At 73.3% G+C, this 16,186-nt stretch carries 13 protein-coding genes; 8 read left to right on the plus strand and 5 right to left on the minus strand.

Annotation, left to right across the window (positions count from 1 at the left end; translation table 11 throughout):
* Window positions 1-8 precede the first annotated feature (8 nt).
* The gene (locus tag KSK32_RS17240; RefSeq protein WP_216932136.1) at window positions 9-524 is read left to right on the plus strand and encodes an acyl-CoA thioesterase; all 516 of its coding nucleotides are present in this window, start codon (window positions 9-11) and stop codon (window positions 522-524) included.
* A 147-nt stretch (window positions 525-671) separates the two neighbouring features.
* On the opposite strand, the gene KSK32_RS17245 is transcribed toward KSK32_RS17240, so the two are convergent.
* Entirely contained in the window at window positions 672-1,916 is a 1,245-nt protein-coding gene (locus tag KSK32_RS17245; protein ID WP_216928124.1) for an IS256 family transposase, read from the minus strand.
* Window positions 1,917-2,271: 355 nt separating this feature from the next.
* Here KSK32_RS17245 and KSK32_RS17250 point away from each other — a divergent pair, with 355 nt between their 5' ends.
* Window positions 2,272-4,263: an acetoacetate--CoA ligase gene (locus KSK32_RS17250; protein ID WP_216932137.1), complete on the plus strand. Its 1,992-nt coding sequence runs from the start codon at window positions 2,272-2,274 to the stop codon at window positions 4,261-4,263.
* An 80-nt stretch (window positions 4,264-4,343) separates the two neighbouring features.
* Here KSK32_RS17250 and KSK32_RS17255 read toward each other — a convergent pair whose 3' ends face one another.
* Window positions 4,344-5,033, minus strand: a complete 690-nt coding sequence (locus KSK32_RS17255) for a TIGR03089 family protein (RefSeq protein WP_216932138.1) — start codon at window positions 5,031-5,033, stop codon at window positions 4,344-4,346.
* 150 nt (window positions 5,034-5,183) lie between these two features.
* On the opposite strand from KSK32_RS17255, the gene KSK32_RS17260 reads away from it, so the two are divergent.
* Together KSK32_RS17260 and KSK32_RS17265 are read left to right on the plus strand one after the other, a co-directional pair.
* Window positions 5,184-6,329 carry a glycosyltransferase family 1 protein gene (locus KSK32_RS17260; protein ID WP_216932139.1) on the plus strand — a complete coding sequence of 382 codons (1,146 nt, stop codon included), beginning with the start codon at window positions 5,184-5,186 and terminating at the stop codon, window positions 6,327-6,329.
* Window positions 6,330-6,393: 64 nt separating this feature from the next.
* Entirely contained in the window at window positions 6,394-7,485 is a 1,092-nt protein-coding gene (locus KSK32_RS17265; protein ID WP_216932140.1) for a mannose-1-phosphate guanylyltransferase, read from the plus strand.
* Window positions 7,486-7,496: 11 nt separating this feature from the next.
* Here the strand turns inward: KSK32_RS17265 and KSK32_RS17270 are convergent, their stop codons facing one another.
* Window positions 7,497-8,066 carry an NUDIX hydrolase gene (locus tag KSK32_RS17270; RefSeq protein ID WP_216932141.1) on the minus strand — a complete coding sequence of 190 codons (570 nt, stop codon included), beginning with the start codon at window positions 8,064-8,066 and terminating at the stop codon, window positions 7,497-7,499.
* A 39-nt stretch (window positions 8,067-8,105) separates the two neighbouring features.
* On the opposite strand from KSK32_RS17270, the gene KSK32_RS17275 reads away from it, so the two are divergent.
* Both KSK32_RS17275 and KSK32_RS17280 read left to right on the plus strand, forming a co-directional pair.
* Window positions 8,106-9,149 (plus strand): DUF4185 domain-containing protein, encoded by a 1,044-nt coding sequence (locus tag KSK32_RS17275; protein ID WP_216932142.1) that lies wholly within the window; start codon window positions 8,106-8,108, stop codon window positions 9,147-9,149.
* A 242-nt stretch (window positions 9,150-9,391) separates the two neighbouring features.
* Window positions 9,392-10,381 carry a helix-turn-helix transcriptional regulator gene (locus KSK32_RS17280; protein WP_216932143.1) on the plus strand — a complete coding sequence of 330 codons (990 nt, stop codon included), beginning with the start codon at window positions 9,392-9,394 and terminating at the stop codon, window positions 10,379-10,381.
* Between the two features lie 18 nt (window positions 10,382-10,399).
* Here KSK32_RS17280 and KSK32_RS17285 read toward each other — a convergent pair whose 3' ends face one another.
* Both KSK32_RS17285 and cofD read right to left on the minus strand, forming a co-directional pair.
* Window positions 10,400-11,485: a coenzyme F420-0:L-glutamate ligase gene (locus tag KSK32_RS17285; protein WP_216932144.1), complete on the minus strand. Its 1,086-nt coding sequence runs from the start codon at window positions 11,483-11,485 to the stop codon at window positions 10,400-10,402.
* Window positions 11,482-12,429, minus strand: coding sequence for a 2-phospho-L-lactate transferase (gene cofD, locus KSK32_RS17290; protein ID WP_216932145.1), 948 nt, complete (start codon window positions 12,427-12,429; stop codon window positions 11,482-11,484). Before cofD ends, KSK32_RS17285 begins: the two co-directional genes overlap by 4 nt.
* Window positions 12,430-12,528: 99 nt before the next feature.
* Between cofD and KSK32_RS17295 the strand changes: the two genes are divergently transcribed.
* On the plus strand, window positions 12,529-13,470 hold the full coding sequence (locus KSK32_RS17295) for a hypothetical protein (protein WP_216932146.1): 942 nt from the start codon (window positions 12,529-12,531) through the stop codon (window positions 13,468-13,470).
* 155 nt (window positions 13,471-13,625) lie between these two features.
* Window positions 13,626-16,151 carry a bifunctional FO biosynthesis protein CofGH gene (locus KSK32_RS17300; protein ID WP_216932147.1) on the plus strand — a complete coding sequence of 842 codons (2,526 nt, stop codon included), beginning with the start codon at window positions 13,626-13,628 and terminating at the stop codon, window positions 16,149-16,151.
* Window positions 16,152-16,186: the final 35 nt, after the last annotated feature.

The following is a 16,186-nucleotide window of genomic DNA, read 5'->3' on the forward strand; positions in this document are numbered from 1 at the left end:
TTTCCGGCATGACAGATCATCCCGCGGTCCCGCCGGGTAAGCCCACGTCGTACTCCCGCGTCACGCTCAGTCGCATCATGACCGCGGTCGATGTCAATCTGTACGGGACCGTGCACGGTGGGGTACTGATGAAATTCGTGGACGACGTTGCGGGCGCGGCGGCGGCACGGCACAGCGGCGGCACCGCGGTCACCGCCTCCATCGACGAGATCGTCTTTTCCGAGCCGGTCCGGGTGGGCGATCTCGTGCACGCGCACGCGCAGATCAACTGGACCGGCCAGACCTCGATGGAGGTCGGGGTCAGGGTGGTCGCCGAGCGTTGGGACTCGGCCGAGGAGGAGCCGGTCCGGGTCGCCACCGCGTACCTGGTCTTCGTGGGCGTCGACGTGGGCGGCACGCCCCGTCCGGTCCGGCCGGTGCTGCCCGAGACGCCGGAGGACGAGCGCCGCTTCCGGGAGGCCGAGATCCGGCGCGCGCACCGGCTCGCCCGGCGCCGCGCGATCCAGGCCCACCGCGCCGGCTGAGGTGTAAGGAAGGGCCCCTTGTTAACGCCTGCGGTAGAGGAGGGGACCCCTGTTAACACCCACGCCCGCCTGCGCGCGCCGCCTCCACCGGCGGTCACGTCCGCGCTGGTGGTGTAAGAGACGGCCATCGCGTGATCCGGTCTGATGTTATGCGGCGATCGGTGCCGCGTCGGTGTGGTCGGTGTCGTGTTGGCTGCTGTCGACGGTGATCAGACGGGCTTTGGCGAGCAGTTCCAGGCCCATGTAGCGGCGTCCCTCGGTCCATTCATCGGTCTGCTCGGCGAGGACCGCGCCGACGAGGCGGATGATCGCCGCCCGGTTGGGGAAGATCCCGACGACGTCGGTGCGGCGGCGGATCTCCTTGTTCAGGCGTTCCTGCGGGTTGTTCGACCAGATCTGGCGCCAGATCTCGCGGGGGAAGCCGGTGAAGGCTAGGAGGTCGTCGCGGGCGGCGTCGAGATGCTCAGCGGCGGCCGGGAACTTCGCCTCGATCGTGGCCACGACCCGCCGGAACTGGGCGTGGACGGCATCGGCATCAGGCTGGTCGAAGATCGTGCGCACGAGGGTGGCGATCCATGGCTGCGCCGACTTCGGCACCTTCGTCAGCAGGTTGCGCAGGTAGTGGGTGCGGCACCGCTGCCAGGTCGCGCCGGGCAGGGCCGCCCCGATCGCGGCCACGAGGCCGGCGTGCGCGTCGGAGATGACCAGGCGGACACCGGACAGACCGCGGGCGGTCAGGCTGCGCAGGAACGCCAGCCAGCCGGCGCCGTCCTCATCCGAGGCCACGTCCATGCCAAGGACTTCGCGGCCGCCGTCGGCGTTGACCCCGACGGCGATCAGGGCGTGGACGTTGACGGTCCGGCCGTGCTCGCGGACCTTCATGGTCAGCGCGTCCATCCACACGAACGTGTAGTGGGCGGCGTCCAGGGGCCGGTTGCGGAAGGCCTCGACCTGGGCGTCGAGGTGGGCGGCCATCTCTGAGACCTGCGACTTCGACAACTGCCGGATGCCGAGTTGCTCGACCAGCTTCTCCACTCGCCGCGTCGACACCCCGAGCAGATAGCTTGTGGCCACGACCGAGACCAGGGCCTGCTCGGCCCGCCGCCGGTGCGTCAGCAACCACTCCGGGAAGTAGCTGCCGTGCCGCAGCTTCGGGATCGCCAGATCGATCGTGCCGGCGCGGGTGTCCCACTCCCGGGCCCGGTATCCGTTGCGGGAATTCACCCGCTCATCGCTGCGCTGTCCGTAACCGGCACCGCAGATCGCGTCGGCCTCAGCGGACATCACCGCCTGCGCGAACGTCTTGATCATCGCCTGCAACATGTCCGGCGACGCGCCCTCGATCTGCTCGCGTAGCAGGTCAACAGGGCTCACACTCTCAGATGCGGCCATCGCGTTCTCTCTTCCTTCTCTGACTTGGTCGTCTTGAAGGATCGACGCGATGGCCGTCTCTCATCTACGCAACACGCCCATCACGGGCAAGTCGTACACCACTCCCGTGGACGCAACCCCACCGGCGGCGGCGGACCCCCACGGAGGGCGAGGTGTTAACAAGGGGCCCTTCACATGCACGAGGCGTTAATAGGGGCCCTTCCTTACACCTGGGCCACATGAGGTGGGGGTGTGGGGTGTGGGCGGGGCACGCCCCGTACGGCGCACCCGGCGCGGACAATGGCGGCACGAGGTAGGGCAAGATGGCGCCACGGCCCGGCACACCGTCGTGGCGGGCCCAGGGGAGGGTGGAACAGTGGCTGACGTGCTGTGGACGCCGCCGGCGGACGTGCGGGAGCGGTCCCGGATCGGTGACTACCTGCGCTGGCTGGCCGAGCACCGCGGGCTGGAGTTCGCCGACTACGACGCGCTGTGGCAGTGGTCGGTGACCGACCTGGAGACGTTCTGGCGCTCGATCTGGGACTACTTCGACGTCGTCGCGCACACCCCGCCGAGCGCCACCCTCACCGGCCGGGCCATGCCGGGCACCCGCTGGTTCCCCGGCGCGACGCTCAACTACGCCGAGAACGTGCTGCGCATGCCGGGGCTGGGCGACGACGACCCGGCGGTGATCGCGCACGGGCAGACCCGCGCGCCGGAGACGCTCACCGCGGCCGAGCTGCGTGAGCGGGTCCGCCGGGTGGCTGCCGGGCTGCGCCGCCTCGGCGTTGGGCCGGGCGACCGGGTGGCCGCGTACGCGCCGAACATCCCGGAGACGTACGTCCTGCTGCTCGCCACCGCCAGCGTCGGCGCGATCTTCTCGTCCTGCGCGCCCGAGTTCGGCACCCGCAGCGTCACCGACCGCTGGCAGCAGATCGAGCCCACGGTGCTGGTCGCCGTCGACGGCTACCGGTACGGCGACAAGCCGGTCGACAGGCGCGCCGAGGTGGCAGCGATCCGGGCCGCGCTGCCGTCGCTGCGGCACACCGTCGCCGTCGCGTACCTCGATCCGGACGGCCCGGCCCCCGACGGCGCGCTGCCGTGGGCGGAGCTGGCGGCGCCGACGGACGAGCCGTTGACGTTCACCCCGGTGGCGTTCGACCACCCGCTCTACGTGCTCTACTCCTCCGGCACCACCGGCCTGCCCAAGCCGATCGTGCACGGCCACGGCGGCATCCTGCTGGAACACCTCAAGATGCTGGCGCTGCACCACGACCTGGGTCCGTCCGACCGATTCCTGTGGTTCACCACGACCGGCTGGATGATGTGGAACTTCCTGGTCTCCGGCCCGGCGGTGGGCGCGGCGATCGTGCTGTTCGACGGCAACCCGGGCCATCCCGACCTGGGTGCGCTGTGGCGGCTGGCCGCCGACACCGGCACCACGTACTTCGGCACGTCGGCGCCGTTCCTGCTGGCCTGCCGCAAGGCCGGGCTGGTGCCGCGCGAGATCGCCGACCTGTCCGCGGTGCGTGGCCTCGGGTCGACCGGCGCGCCGCTGCCGGCCGAGGGCTTCACCTGGGTGTACGAGAACGTCAGCGACCGCCTCCAGCTCCAGTCGCTGTCCGGCGGCACCGATGTGTGCACCGGGTTCGTCGGCGGCGTGCCGCTGTTGCCGGTGTACGCCGGGGAGATCGCCTGCCGGGCGCTCGGCGCGAAGGTGGAGGCCCGCTCGGCGGACGGCAGCGCCGTGATCGGGCAGCTCGGCGAGCTGGTGATCACCGAGCCGATGCCGAGCATGCCGGTCGGGTTCTGGAACGACCCGGACGGCGCCCGCTACCGGGAGGCGTACTTCGAGGTCTATCCCGGCGTGTGGCGCCACGGCGACTGGATCACCGTGAACGAGCGCGGCGGGTGCGTGATCACCGGCCGCTCGGACGCCACTCTGAACCGGGGTGGCGTCCGCCTCGGCACCGCCGAGTTCTACTCCGTGGTCGAGGGGTTGGACGAGGTGGTCGACTCGGTGGTCGTGCACCTGGAGGACGACGAGGGCGGCGCGGGCGAGTTGCTGCTGTTCGTGGTGCTCGCCGAGGGCCTGGAACTCGACGACGAGATGCGGCGCAAGATCTGCCGGGAGCTGCGTACCGCGCTGTCGCCGCGGCACGTGCCGGACGAGATCCACCAGGTCCGGGCCGTGCCTCGCACGCTGAGCGCGAAGAAGCTGGAGGTGCCGGTTAAGAAGATCCTGACGGGTACTCCTGTCGACAGCGCGGCCGCAAAGGGCGCCCTGGCCAACCCGGAGTCCCTGACGGCGTTCGCCGCCCTGGCCCAGCGCCGGGCCACCACCGACAGCCCTGTCTCCCCTCGTTGATCTTGCACTTTCTGCCCCGGCGAAAGGGGCGAACCCCCCGTGCCGAGGACCGAAACTGCAAGATCAACGGGGAGAGAGGGCTAGACCAGGGTGTGGGTGGTCTTCTCGGTCTCGGCGCGGGAGGGCAGGCGGGTCGGGTCGGGGTGGGCGCACGCCACCACGCTGGCTCCTGCCGTGAGCGGGGTGAGCAGCCAGTCGGCCGGGTCGGGGTGGGTGGTCACGTCGACCAGGAGGCGGTCGCCCCGGGTCAGGCCCAGCTCGGTGGCGCGAGCCTGTGCGCGGGCCAGCAGGGCCGCGTCCCCGTCCCCGGCGGCCGGGTCCGGCGTGAAGTGGTCGCCGTGTCCGCGTACCGCGGCGACGAAATCGGTGCAGCCCGGAGGCGCCTGCCGCATCGGCAGCGCGAACGGGTCGAGGGCCAGCGCGTACCGCTCGCCGGCCGGCCAGACGGTCGCCTCGTCCACCCGGTCGGCGGCCACGAACAGCACCTCCACCGAGCCCGGTGCGTCGGTCACTGTCAGCTTCACCGACCAGCAGCCGAGCAGCACGGCTGCGGTCTGCCAGTGCGGCGGCAGCAGCACCCCGGCCGCGTCGCCGGGCGCGGCGCCCACCTCGTCGGTGAGCAGGTTCGCGGTCTTCGCCACCCAGTTCGCGAGCGTGGCGCCGGAGAGTTCAGTGCGCTCGCCGGTGGCGTCGTCGTACCAGGTCAGCAGCGGTCGGGTGGGGTCGGTCGCGATCGCGTCGGCGAACACCCGGGCAATGTTGTCGGCCATCGGCGCGAACGATACGCGCCGCGCGTGCGTACTCGATGACAACGACAAGTCGGCGTACCGTCGGGTCGCGGTCAGCGCCTTCCGCCGGGCCCGGCGTACGCTTGCCGAGAGTGTTCTTCCCCACAACTGCGCCACCTGAGGAGTCGCCCCGTGACCGCCGGTCGCCCGCCCCGCGTTCTCATCGACGCCACGAGTGTCCCTGCCGACCGTGGCGGCGTCGGTAGATACGTCGACGGACTGCTCGGCGCGCTGGGCCGGGTCTGCGGCACCGGCGTCGACCTGGCCGTGGTGAGTCTCCGCACCGACCTGGAGCGCTACCACCGGATGCTGCCGGGCGCCGAGGTGATCCCCGCTCCGGCGGCGGTGGCGCACCGGCCGGCGCGGCTGGCCTGGGAGCAGACCGGCCTGCCGCTGCTGGCCCAGCAGGTCGGCGCGGAGGTGCTGCACTCGCCGTTCTACACCTGCCCGCTGCGGGCCGGGTGCCCGGTGACTGTCACCGTGCACGACGCGACGTTCTTCACCGAGCCGGAGCACTACGACAAGTCGCGCCGGACGTTCTTCCGCAGCGCGATCAAGACGTCGCTGCGCCGGGCCGGCCGCGTCATCGTGCCGAGCAAGGCCACCCGGGACGAGCTGATCCGGCTGCTGGACGCCGACCCGACCCGGATCGACGTCGCCTACCACGGCGTCGACCAGGACGCGTTCCACGCGCCGGGCGACGAGGAGAAGGCACGCGTCCGGGCCCGCCTGGGGCTGGGCGACAGCAGCTACATCGCGTTCCTCGGGGCCAAGGAGCCGCGCAAGAACGTACCCAACCTGATCCGTGGCTGGGCCCGGGCGGTGGCCGACCGGCCGAACCCGCCCGCGCTGGTGGTGGCCGGCGGCCAGGGCCACGACGACGACATCGACCGCGCGGTGGCCGAGGTCCCGTCGCACCTGCGGCTGCTGCGCCCGGGTTACCTGCGCTACGCCGACCTGCCCGGCTTCCTCGGCGGCGCGCTGGTGGCGGCCTACCCCTCCTACGGTGAGGGCTTCGGCCTGCCGATCCTGGAGGCGATGGCGTGCGCCGCTCCGGTGCTCACCACGCCGCGCCTGTCCCTGCCCGAGGTGGGCGGCGACGCGGTGGCCTACACCAGCGAGGACCCGGACCAGATCGCCACCGACCTCGGTGCCCTGCTGGACGACGAGCAGCGGCGGCTCTCACTCGCAAAGGCCGGCTTCGACCGGGCCAAGGAGTTCACCTGGGAGTCCAGCGCGGAGGTCCACATCGCGGCGTGGCGACGGGCCCGGTCCTGAGCGTCGGCTGCCGGTCCCGGGCGACCGACCGTGACGGGTCGCCCGCTTCGGGCATGATGTGCTGATGTTCTACGCCGTCATCCCGGCGGGCGGCAGCGGCACGAGGTTGTGGCCGTTGTCCCGGGCCGGCCATCCCAAGTTCCTCCACCCGCTGACCGGCACGCCCGCCTCGCTGTTGCAGGCCACTGTCGACCGGTTGTCGCCGTTGACCACTCCGGAGCGCATGCTCGTGGTCACCGGGGCCGCGCACGCCGCGGCGGTGGCTCGGCAACTGGCCGGCCTGCCGGAGGAGAACATCCTGGTCGAGCCGTCGCCGCGCGATTCCTGCGCGGCGATCGCGCTGGCCGCTGCGGTGATCGCCACCCGGACCCCGGACGCGGTGATGGGCTCGTTCGCCGCCGACCACCTGATCGGCGACCCGGCCCGGCTGGCCGAGGTCGTGCGGCAGGCCATCGGCGGTGCGGAGCAGGGGCTGCTGATGACGGTGGGCATCACCCCGACCCGTCCGGAGACCGGCTACGGCTACCTGGAGACCGGCGAGCCGGTGGGGGACGGCCCGCTGCGCCCGGTACGCGAGTTCAAGGAGAAGCCGGCCGCCGAGGTGGCCGAGGTGTACGTCCGTTCCGGCCGGCACCTCTGGAACGCCAGCATGTTCGTCTGGCGGGTGGACGTCTTCCTGGCCGAGCTGGCCCGCCAGCAGCCGGAACTGCACGCCGGGATCACCGCCATCGCGGCGGCCTGGGGCACCCCGGAGCAGGACGACGTGCTCGGCCGGGTCTGGCCGACGCTGCCCCGGATCTCGGTCGACTACGCGGTGATGGAGGGCGCGGCGACGGCCGGCCGGGTGGGTACGGTGCCCGGCGACTTCGGCTGGAACGACGTGGGTGACTTCCACACGCTCGGCGAGGTGCTGCCCGCCGACGGCGCCGGCAACGTGGTGCTGGGCGGGGACGCGAAGCCGGGCGTGCTGCTGCACGACACCACCGGCACGGTGGTGGTGCCGCACTCGGGCCGGCTCGTGGCCACCGTCGGGGTGCACGACCTGATCGTCGTGGACACCCCGGACGCGCTGCTGGTCTGCCCGCGCGACCGCGCGCAGGACGTGAAGAAGATCGTGGACGAGCTGAAGGAACGCGGCGAGGAGGGCCTGGTCTGAGCCGCTGCCGCTCAGCCGCCGGCGTGGCGGGCCAGCACCGCGAGCGCCGGCGGCACGAGCTGAGCGGTGGCGTGGGCGAGCGGCTCGGGCAGGCGGTCCGGCGGGAACCAGCCGAGCGCCTCGGACTCCGCGCTGACCCGCTCGACCGCCCCGGCCGGGGCCAGGGCGACGTACCGGACGTCGTAGTGGAACGACCCGCCCTGGCAGGCGACCTGGTGGATGTCCACGTCGATCGGTTCCGGCTCGACGGTCAGGCCGGTGATGCCGGACTCCTCGGTGGCCTCGCGCAGCGCGGCGGCCACGAGCGTCCGGTCGGCGGGCTCGCAGTGCCCGCCGAGCTGCATCCACCTGCGGATCTTGCCGTGCAGGCAGAGCAGCACCCGGCCGTCCGGGTCGAGCACCAGGGCGCTGGCCGTGACGTGTCCGGCCCGGTGCGTCCGGCTCATCGCCGCCGGTCCGTCGGCCAGCAGCGTCAGGGTCCGGTCCCGGGCGGCAGCGGCGGCGGGGCTGGTCGCCGTCCAGTGGCCCAGCGTCGCGACGGCGTCGGTGTGCAACTCGGTGTAAGGGATGAGATCGGGCACCCGGACACTCTACGAGCGCGGCCTCCGTACCCTGGCGCGGTGACCCTGCGACTCGTCGAGTTCCTGGTGGCCGGCAACGAGGCGAGCGACCTCCTGCCGGTGCGGTCGGCCGCGCTGCTGCGGGCGCACGGCGCGCGCCGCGGCTTCTGGACGGTGTTGGACGAGGGACCGGTCGAGCAGTGCCTGGCGCTGCTGCTGGAACGCGACGACGGCCACTGGGTGGCGCACCACGTGCCCGCCGACGCCGGCCGCGAGAACGGCCGCACCGAGGACGGCGAGGCGCTGGCCCACCACGACGGCTGGGTGTACGTCTTCGGCTCGCACTTCGGGTCCAAGGGGGGTCCGCTGCGGCCCCGGCGCGCGTTCGTGGCCCGGTTCCGGGAGGACGACGCCGTGGCCGGGCCGCTGCCGGTACGCGTGGTGCGCAACCGTTTCCGGCTGCACCGGGCGGTGAACGACGCGCTCGCCGCCGCCGCGTTGACGCTGCTGCCGCCCGGTGACCGGGTCCGGGAACGGTTCATCGTGGAGACGCTGGCCCGGGGCACCGCCCGCGCGAAGAGCTGGGTGACCCGGCTCGCCGCGGACGACCTGCCGATCAACGTCGAGGCGGCGGCGTTCACCCCGGCCGGTACGGCGCTGCTGGGGCTGCGTTTCCCGGTGACCGCCGAGGGGGAGCCGGTCTACGTCGAGCTGGCCGGGGTACCGGAGATGTTCGACGACCCGGAGCGACCGGGTGACGTGCGGGCGCTCGGGGCGTACGCGCTGACCGGGGTGACGCCTCCCGGCGCGCTCGCCGGCTTCCGCGCGATCACCCCGGTTGGCGACGGCGGCTACGCGGCGGTGACCGGGTCGATCGACGCGCTGGGCAAGGGTTCGGTGCTGCTGGACGACCACCCGCACGGCGGCGAGGTGACCTCCCGGCACGTGCGGTTCCGGCACGACGCGGGCGGGGACGCCCTGGTGGCCGGGGAGGTGGTCACGGAGCTGGCGCCGTTCCATCACGTGGAGGGGCTGGCCGAGCTGGCGGGACGCTGCTACTACGTCACCGACGAGGACCATCGGGTGGCGCTCTGGATCGGATGAGCGAGGGCCGGGCGGCACCCCTGCGGCTGATGCCGCAGACCCTCGTGGTGCCGCCCGGCCACGCCCGTCAGCCGGCGTCCGGGTCAACGTTGCGCCCCGGCGTCGGCAGGCAACAGAGAGTTTGCCGAACCGGCCCGCCCAGCGTCGAGGTCTTTCACCTGACGCTTAAAGATGGAGATTAGTACCGGCGGGTACAGTGCGAAGTGTGGCGGGCACCCCCGCCGTCCGCACGGGAGCAATCCATGTTGAAGATCATTTTCTCGGACGAGGACGTCCTGCGGACCCGGGTCGCGCCGGCCGCGGACCCGCTCTGGGAGCTGGTCCTCAGCCTGCACCTGCTCCAGGGGCGCAGCCGGGACCCGATGATGACCACGTGGCGGCGCGCCGTGGCGCACGGACTGCGCACCGACACCGACGCCGAGCAGTACCGTCTGCTGCTCGCGCTCAACCCGCCACGCGGCTACTTCCCCGACTTCCTCACCCCGTTCGCCAGCCGGGAGGGCTTCGAAGCGGGGCTGGACGCGGTCCGGGGCACCTCTGTGGACATGCTGCGCCGGGACCTGACGCGGCTCGCCGGGGAGACCACGCTCCCGTCGTCGGCCACCGCGCTCGCCCGTGGCGAACCGGAGACGCTGCACCACCTCACCGACGCCATGGCGCGATACCAGTCGCTCGCGGTCACGCCGTACTGGTCCCGGGTGCAGGCGGCGGTCGAGGCGGACCGGGCCCGGCGGGCCCGTGCCATGCTCGACGGCGGCGCCGAAGGGCTGCTGGCCAGCCTGCGGCCGAACATGCGCTGGGTCTCCGGGGTGCTGGAGGTGCTCGACTACCCGGACACCCGGGAGCTGCACCTGGACGGCCGGGGACTGCTGCTCGTGCCGTCGTTCTTCTGCTCGCGTACCCCGGTGGCACTGGTCGACCCGACGCTGCCACCGGTGCTGGTCTACCCGGTCGACCGGCTCGCCGGCCTGACGCCCGCGTCCGGCCCTGCCGCGTCGCCGCAGGGCGAGGCGCTCGCCGCCCTGATCGGCCGTACCCGCTCCCGGGTGCTCCAGGCCGCCGACGAGGGCTGCACCACCGGCGAGATGGCACGCCGGCTGCGCATCTCCGCCGCCGCGGCCAGCCAGCACACCACTGTGCTGCGCAACGCGGGGCTGCTGGTCAGCCAGCGTGACCGAAACACCGTCCTGCACACGCTCACGCCGCTGGGCCGGGCCGTCCTCGACGCCTGAGACCCCCGCCGGGCCTGGTCAGAGCGCCAGCGTCGCGCTCGCGGTGCTGCCGGACGGGGGCGGGAGCAACGTCGAGCCGATCCCCTCCGCGGCCAGTGCGGCGCGCAGGCGTTGCAGGTCCGCGCCGAATCGGACCAGGTCCGCCGGGTCGACCGGAGCGGGCGCTGCGCCGAGCAGCAGACCGGTGGCCGAGGCGGGCCAGCCGGGCACGGTGTCGGCGAGCCCGGCGCGTACCTCGTCGTCGGTGACGTGGGTGAACACCGTGCCCACGGCGACCACGTCGGCGACCGCGTCGATCGCCCGCCGCACCGCAGCCGGGTCGGCGGGCTCGGATCCGGTCCGGTCCGGCAGCGTCGCCGCCGCCCGCAGGCCGGCGGCGCGCGCCTCGGCCGTACCGAGGGAGAACAGGTCCATCGAGGCGTCGCGGACGAGCGCGCGGGCGCCCTCGTCGTCGTCCCGGGTCTCGGCGAGGTAACCCCTGACCACCGCGACCGGCACCTGATCGCACTTGCCCTTGATCAGCTCACCGGCGGCGGCCAGTTCGTCGACCACCGCCATCTGGGTGACGAACAGCTCGTTGCCGTACGGGTCGACCTCGCCCCGGTGGTCGCGGATCGCCGGCATGCCGGCCACCCCGAGTGCCACGTCGGTGAGCCCGTTGCGCCACGGGCGTCCCATCGTGTCGCTGACGACGACGGCGACGTCGAGGCCGTACCGGTCGCGCAACGCGACGCGCAGGGCCCGGGCGGACGCGTCCGGGTCGACCGGCAGCAGCACCAGCCGGGTCTTGTCCACGTTCGAGGCGTCGATGCCGGCGGAGGCCATCACGAACCCGTGGTGGGTCTGCACGATCCGGGTCGCGCCCCGGGTCGCCACCACCCGGGCGGTCTCCCCGGCCAGGATCCGGTCCCGCTCGGCGAGCCGTTCCGGGCCGTCGGCCGGCACGTCGACCAGCCGGCCCTCCGCCTTCGACACGATCTTGCTGGTGACCACCAGGACGTCGTGGTCGCGCAGCCAGGGCGCCGCGCCGGTGATCAACGCCGCCAGGTCGTCGCCCTCGGTCACGTCACCCATGCCGGGCACCGGCAGGATCTCCAGCCTCACATCAACTCCAGCGCGGCGCGCACCATCGCGGCGGTCGCCGCCTCGTCGGTCATCCGCAGCGGCACTGCGCGGACCGTCACGTCCGGCACCACGGTGCCCTCGTCCTCCGGCGCGACGAGCCACCCGTCGAGCAGCCCGCCCGCCGATCGCGCGCCGTAGAGGCCACCCACGCCGGCCGCGCTGCACTCCACGCCGAGCACGGCGAGGCAGCGGTCGGCCATGCCGCGTACCGGCGCGCCGCCGATGATCGGCGACACCCCGATCACCGGAGCCGGTCCGCCGGTCACCGCGTCGCGCAGGCCGGGCACCGCCAGCACCGGGGCGATGCTCACCACCGGGTTGCTCGGCGCGATCAGCACCACGTCCGCGGCGGCGATCGCCTCGACCACGCCGGGCGCGGGCTTCGCCGTGTCGGCGCCGACGAAGACGAACCGGTCGGTCGGTACGCCGGCCCGATACCGCACCCACCACTCCTGGAAGTGGATCGCCCGGCGGCCCTGCTCGTCGGTGACGACGGCATGGGTCTCCAGGCGGTCGTCGGTGGCGGGCAGCAGCCGCACGCCCGGTTGCCAGCGGGCCGCCAGCGCCTCGGTGACCTGGGACAGCGGGTAACCGGCGTCGATCATCTGGGTGCGCACCAGGTGAGTGGCGACGTCCTTGTCGCCCAGGCCGAACCAGCTCGGCTCCGCGCCGTACGCGGCCAGCTCGTCCTTCACCGTCCACGTCTCGCCCGCCCGGCCCCAGCCCCGTTCCGGGTCGGCGCCGCCGCCGAGCGTGTAGAGCACGCTGTCCAGGTCGGGGCAGACCTTCAGCCCGTGCAGCAGCAGATCGTCGCCGACGTTCACCACTGCGGTCACGTCGGCGCCCACCTGACGGGCGTACGCCCGCACGCCGAGCAGGAAGCGGGCGCCCCCGATGCCGCCGGTCAGTACCACGATGCGCATGGCGTCCATCCTTCCGCACGCGCCGCCGTCGATCGTCCGGTGGCCGGAGAGACTACGCTCACTTCGGCAACTGTCCGTTTTCGTCCCCTGGGGGAGTCCGTGACCAGCCCCGCCGAGCCCGCGTCCGGCGACGCCACGCAGGCCAGCCAGTTGATCAAGCCGTTGCGCGAACTCGCCGCGCTCGTCCTTCTCGGCGCCAACGCCGTGCTTCTCTTCGTCGGCCTGGTGCGCCTGCTGCCGGTCGACGACTACAGCACGGCCGGCGGCCGGGCCGGGAGCACGTATTTCACCTTCATCGGCCTGGAGTCGACGGTCCTGCCGCTGCTCGCCGTCCTGATCGCCACCGTGATCCTCCCGGTCGTGCCGAAGGCCAAGCTGATCACGCAGGTGGCGCTCGTCGAGTACGCCGTGTCCGTCGTGTTCGGCGCGCTGACGTTCCTGATCTGGCTGGTCGGCCGGCTCGCCGACGGCGAGGTGCTGGACGCCTTCCTTGGTCTGCTCACCCGCGTGGCGTGGCTGGCGATCTTCGGGGTCGCCGCGTTCGTGGTGTTCAAGATCTGGCGCACGCTCTACCACGTGCCGAAGCCCAAGCCGCAGCCCGGCGTGTACGGCCAGGCCCAGCCCGGCTGGCCGCAGCAGCCGGGGCAGGGCTACCCCGGTCCGGGCGGCTACCCGCAGCAGCCCGGCCAGGGCTACCCGCAGGCCGGCTCGCCGTCGCCCGGGTGGCCGCAGCAGCCCGGCCCGTACGGCCAGCCCCAGTCGGCGCCGCCGTTCAACACGGCCCCGCCGCACGCGCCGCAGTCCGGCCCGCCGTTCGGCGACCCGCAGTCGGCGCCGCAGTCCGGCCCGCCGTTCGGCGGGCCGCAGCAGGCCCCGCAGTACGGCTCGCCGCAGCCCGCGCCGCCGTTCGGCCAGCCGCCGTCGGCCGACCCGACGCAGGCGATCCCGCGCCAGTCCGCCGAGCCGGGCGCGCCGTCACCGGCCGCCGACGACGAGCGGACCCAGCGGTTCGACCGCGAGGACCCGAACCGGCCCCGATGAGTCCCGCGCGGCGGGCGACGGAGGTCGTCGCCCGCCGCGACCTCGGCCCGCCACGGTCGTCCGCCGCCGTGCGGCGGCTCACCCGGCCCGTCCCGCTGCCCGGACCGGGCCCGGGGGCGGGCATCCGGCCGTCCGGCAGCGCTTAGGCTGGGCGGATGGTTGATCGCAGCGACCCCGAACCGACCGAGGCGAGCATCCGGCGGGCACTCGGGCGGGCCGCCACCGGCCGGGCGCTCGACGCCGGCGAGGCGGGCGCGCTGATCGCCGCTCGCGGGCCGATGCTCGACGAACTGCTCCGGATCGCCTCCGACATCCGCGACGCGGGGCTGCGCGACGCCGGGCGGCCGGGCGTGGTGACGTACTCGAAGAAGGTCTTCATCCCGCTGACCCGGCTCTGCCGGGACCGCTGCCACTACTGCACGTTCGCCACCGTGCCGCACCGGCTGCCCGCCGCCTACCTGGAACGCGACGAGGTGCTGGCGATCGCCCGCGAGGGCGCCGCGCAGGGCTGCAAGGAGGCGCTGTTCACGCTCGGCGACCGGCCCGAGGAGCGGTGGCCGGCGGCCCGCCGGTGGCTGGACGAGCGGGGGTACGACTCGACGCTGGACTACCTGCGCGCCTGCGCGGTGGCGGTGCTGGAGGAGACCGGCCTGCTGCCCCACCTCAATCCGGGCGTGCTCACCTGGTCGGAGTTGCAGCGGCTCAAGCCGGTCGCGCCGAGCATGGGCATGATGCTGGAGACCACCGCCACCCGGCTCTGGTCCGAACCGGGCGGCCCGCACTACGGCTCACCGGACAAGGAACCGGCGGTACGCCTGCGGGTGCTCGACGACGCCGGCCGGGTCGGGGTGCCGTTCACCACGGGCATCCTGATCGGCATCGGCGAGAACCGGGCCGAGCGGGTCGACGCGATCTTCGCGATCCGCCGCGCGATGCGGGAGTACGGCCACCTCCAGGAGGTGATCGTGCAGAACTTCCGCGCCAAGCCGGACACCGCGATGCGCGGCATGCCCGACGCGGAACTGCACGACCTGGCCGCCACGGTGGCGGTGGCCCGGGTGCTGCTCGGCCCGAAGGCCCGGATCCAGGCGCCGCCGAACCTCATCGCGGGCGAGTACGACCTGCTGCTGCGCGCCGGCATCGACGACTGGGGCGGCGTCTCCCCGGTCACGCCCGACCACGTCAACCCGGAGCGGCCTTGGCCGCACCTGGACGACCTGGCGGCGCGTACCGCGGGTGCCGGGTTCACGCTGCGTGAGCGGCTGACCGTCTACCCGGAGTACGTCCGGGCGGGCGAGCCGTGGCTGGACCCGCGCGTGCTGCCGCACGTCACAGCGCTCGCCGACCCGGCCACCGGGCTCGCGGTCGAGGCGGCACGCCCGGTGGGACGGCCCTGGCAGGAGCCGGAGGAGGTCTTCGGCGGCCGCACCGACCTGCACGTCACCATCGACGTCTCCGGCCGGACCGACGACCGTCGCGGCGACTTCGACAGCGTGTACGGCGACTGGGCCGAGGTGGCCGGCAAGGTGGCGCCGGAGGCGCGCGCGGGCGTACCCCTCGGTGGTGGCGCGGATGCCGACCTGCGCGCGGGCCTGCGGCTCGCAGCGGACGACCCGGCCGCGCTGCTGACGCCCGCGCACGAGGCCAAGGCGCTGGCGCTGTTCGGCGCGGACGGCCCGGCGCTCGACGAGCTGTGCCGGCTGGCCGACGACGCGCGCCGGGACGCGGTCGGCGACGACGTGACCTACGTGGTCAACCGCAACATCAATTTCACGAACGTCTGCTACGTGGGTTGCCGGTTCTGCGCGTTCGCCCAGCGGGAGAGCGACGCCGACGCCTTCCGGCTCTCCCTGGAGCAGGTCGCCGACCGGGCCGAGGAGGCGTGGACGGCCGGCGCGACCGAGGTCTGTCTCCAGGGCGGCATCGACCCGAAGATGCCGGTGACCGGCTATGCCGACATCGTGCGGGCGATCAAGGCGCGGGTGCCGGACATGCACGTGCACGCGTTCTCCCCGATGGAGATCGTCACCGCCGCCGCGAAGGCCGGGGTGCCGGTGCGGGAGTGGCTGCTCCAGCTCCGCGAGGCCGGGCTGGACACCATCCCGGGCACCGCCGCCGAGATCCTCGACGACGACGTGCGCTGGGTGCTCACCAAGGGCAAACTGCCGGCCTCCGCCTGGGTCGACGTGGTGAGCACGGCGCACGAGCTGGGCATCCGGTCCAGCTCCACGATGATGTACGGCCACGTGGACCACCCGGGCCAGTGGCTTGCCCATTTCCGGGTGCTAACCGGGGTGCAGGACCGTACCGGCGGGTTCACCGAGTTCGTGGCGCTGCCGTTCGTGCACACCAACGCGCCGATCTACCTGGCCGGCCTCGCCCGCCCGGGTCCGACCTGGCGGGAGAACCGGGCGGTGCACGCGATGGCCCGGCTGTTGCTGCACGGCCGGATCGGCAACATCCAGTGCTCCTGGGTGAAACTCGGCGACGCGGGCACGGTGGAGATGCTGCGCGGCGGCTGCAACGACCTGGGCGGCACGCTGATGGAGGAGACGATCTCCCGGATGGCCGGCTCGGGCAACGGCTCGGCGCGTACCGAGGAGCAGTTGCGGGCCGTCGCCACCGCCGCAGGGCGGCCGTTCCGCAAGCGGACGACCGCGTACGGTCACGCCCGCGCCTGAGGTCGAACCTTTCCCCGTCGCCCGCCGTACCTGTG

It is taken from the genome of Micromonospora sp. WMMB482, from assembly GCF_019038635.1.
Classification (GTDB): domain Bacteria; phylum Actinomycetota; class Actinomycetes; order Mycobacteriales; family Micromonosporaceae; genus Micromonospora; species Micromonospora marina.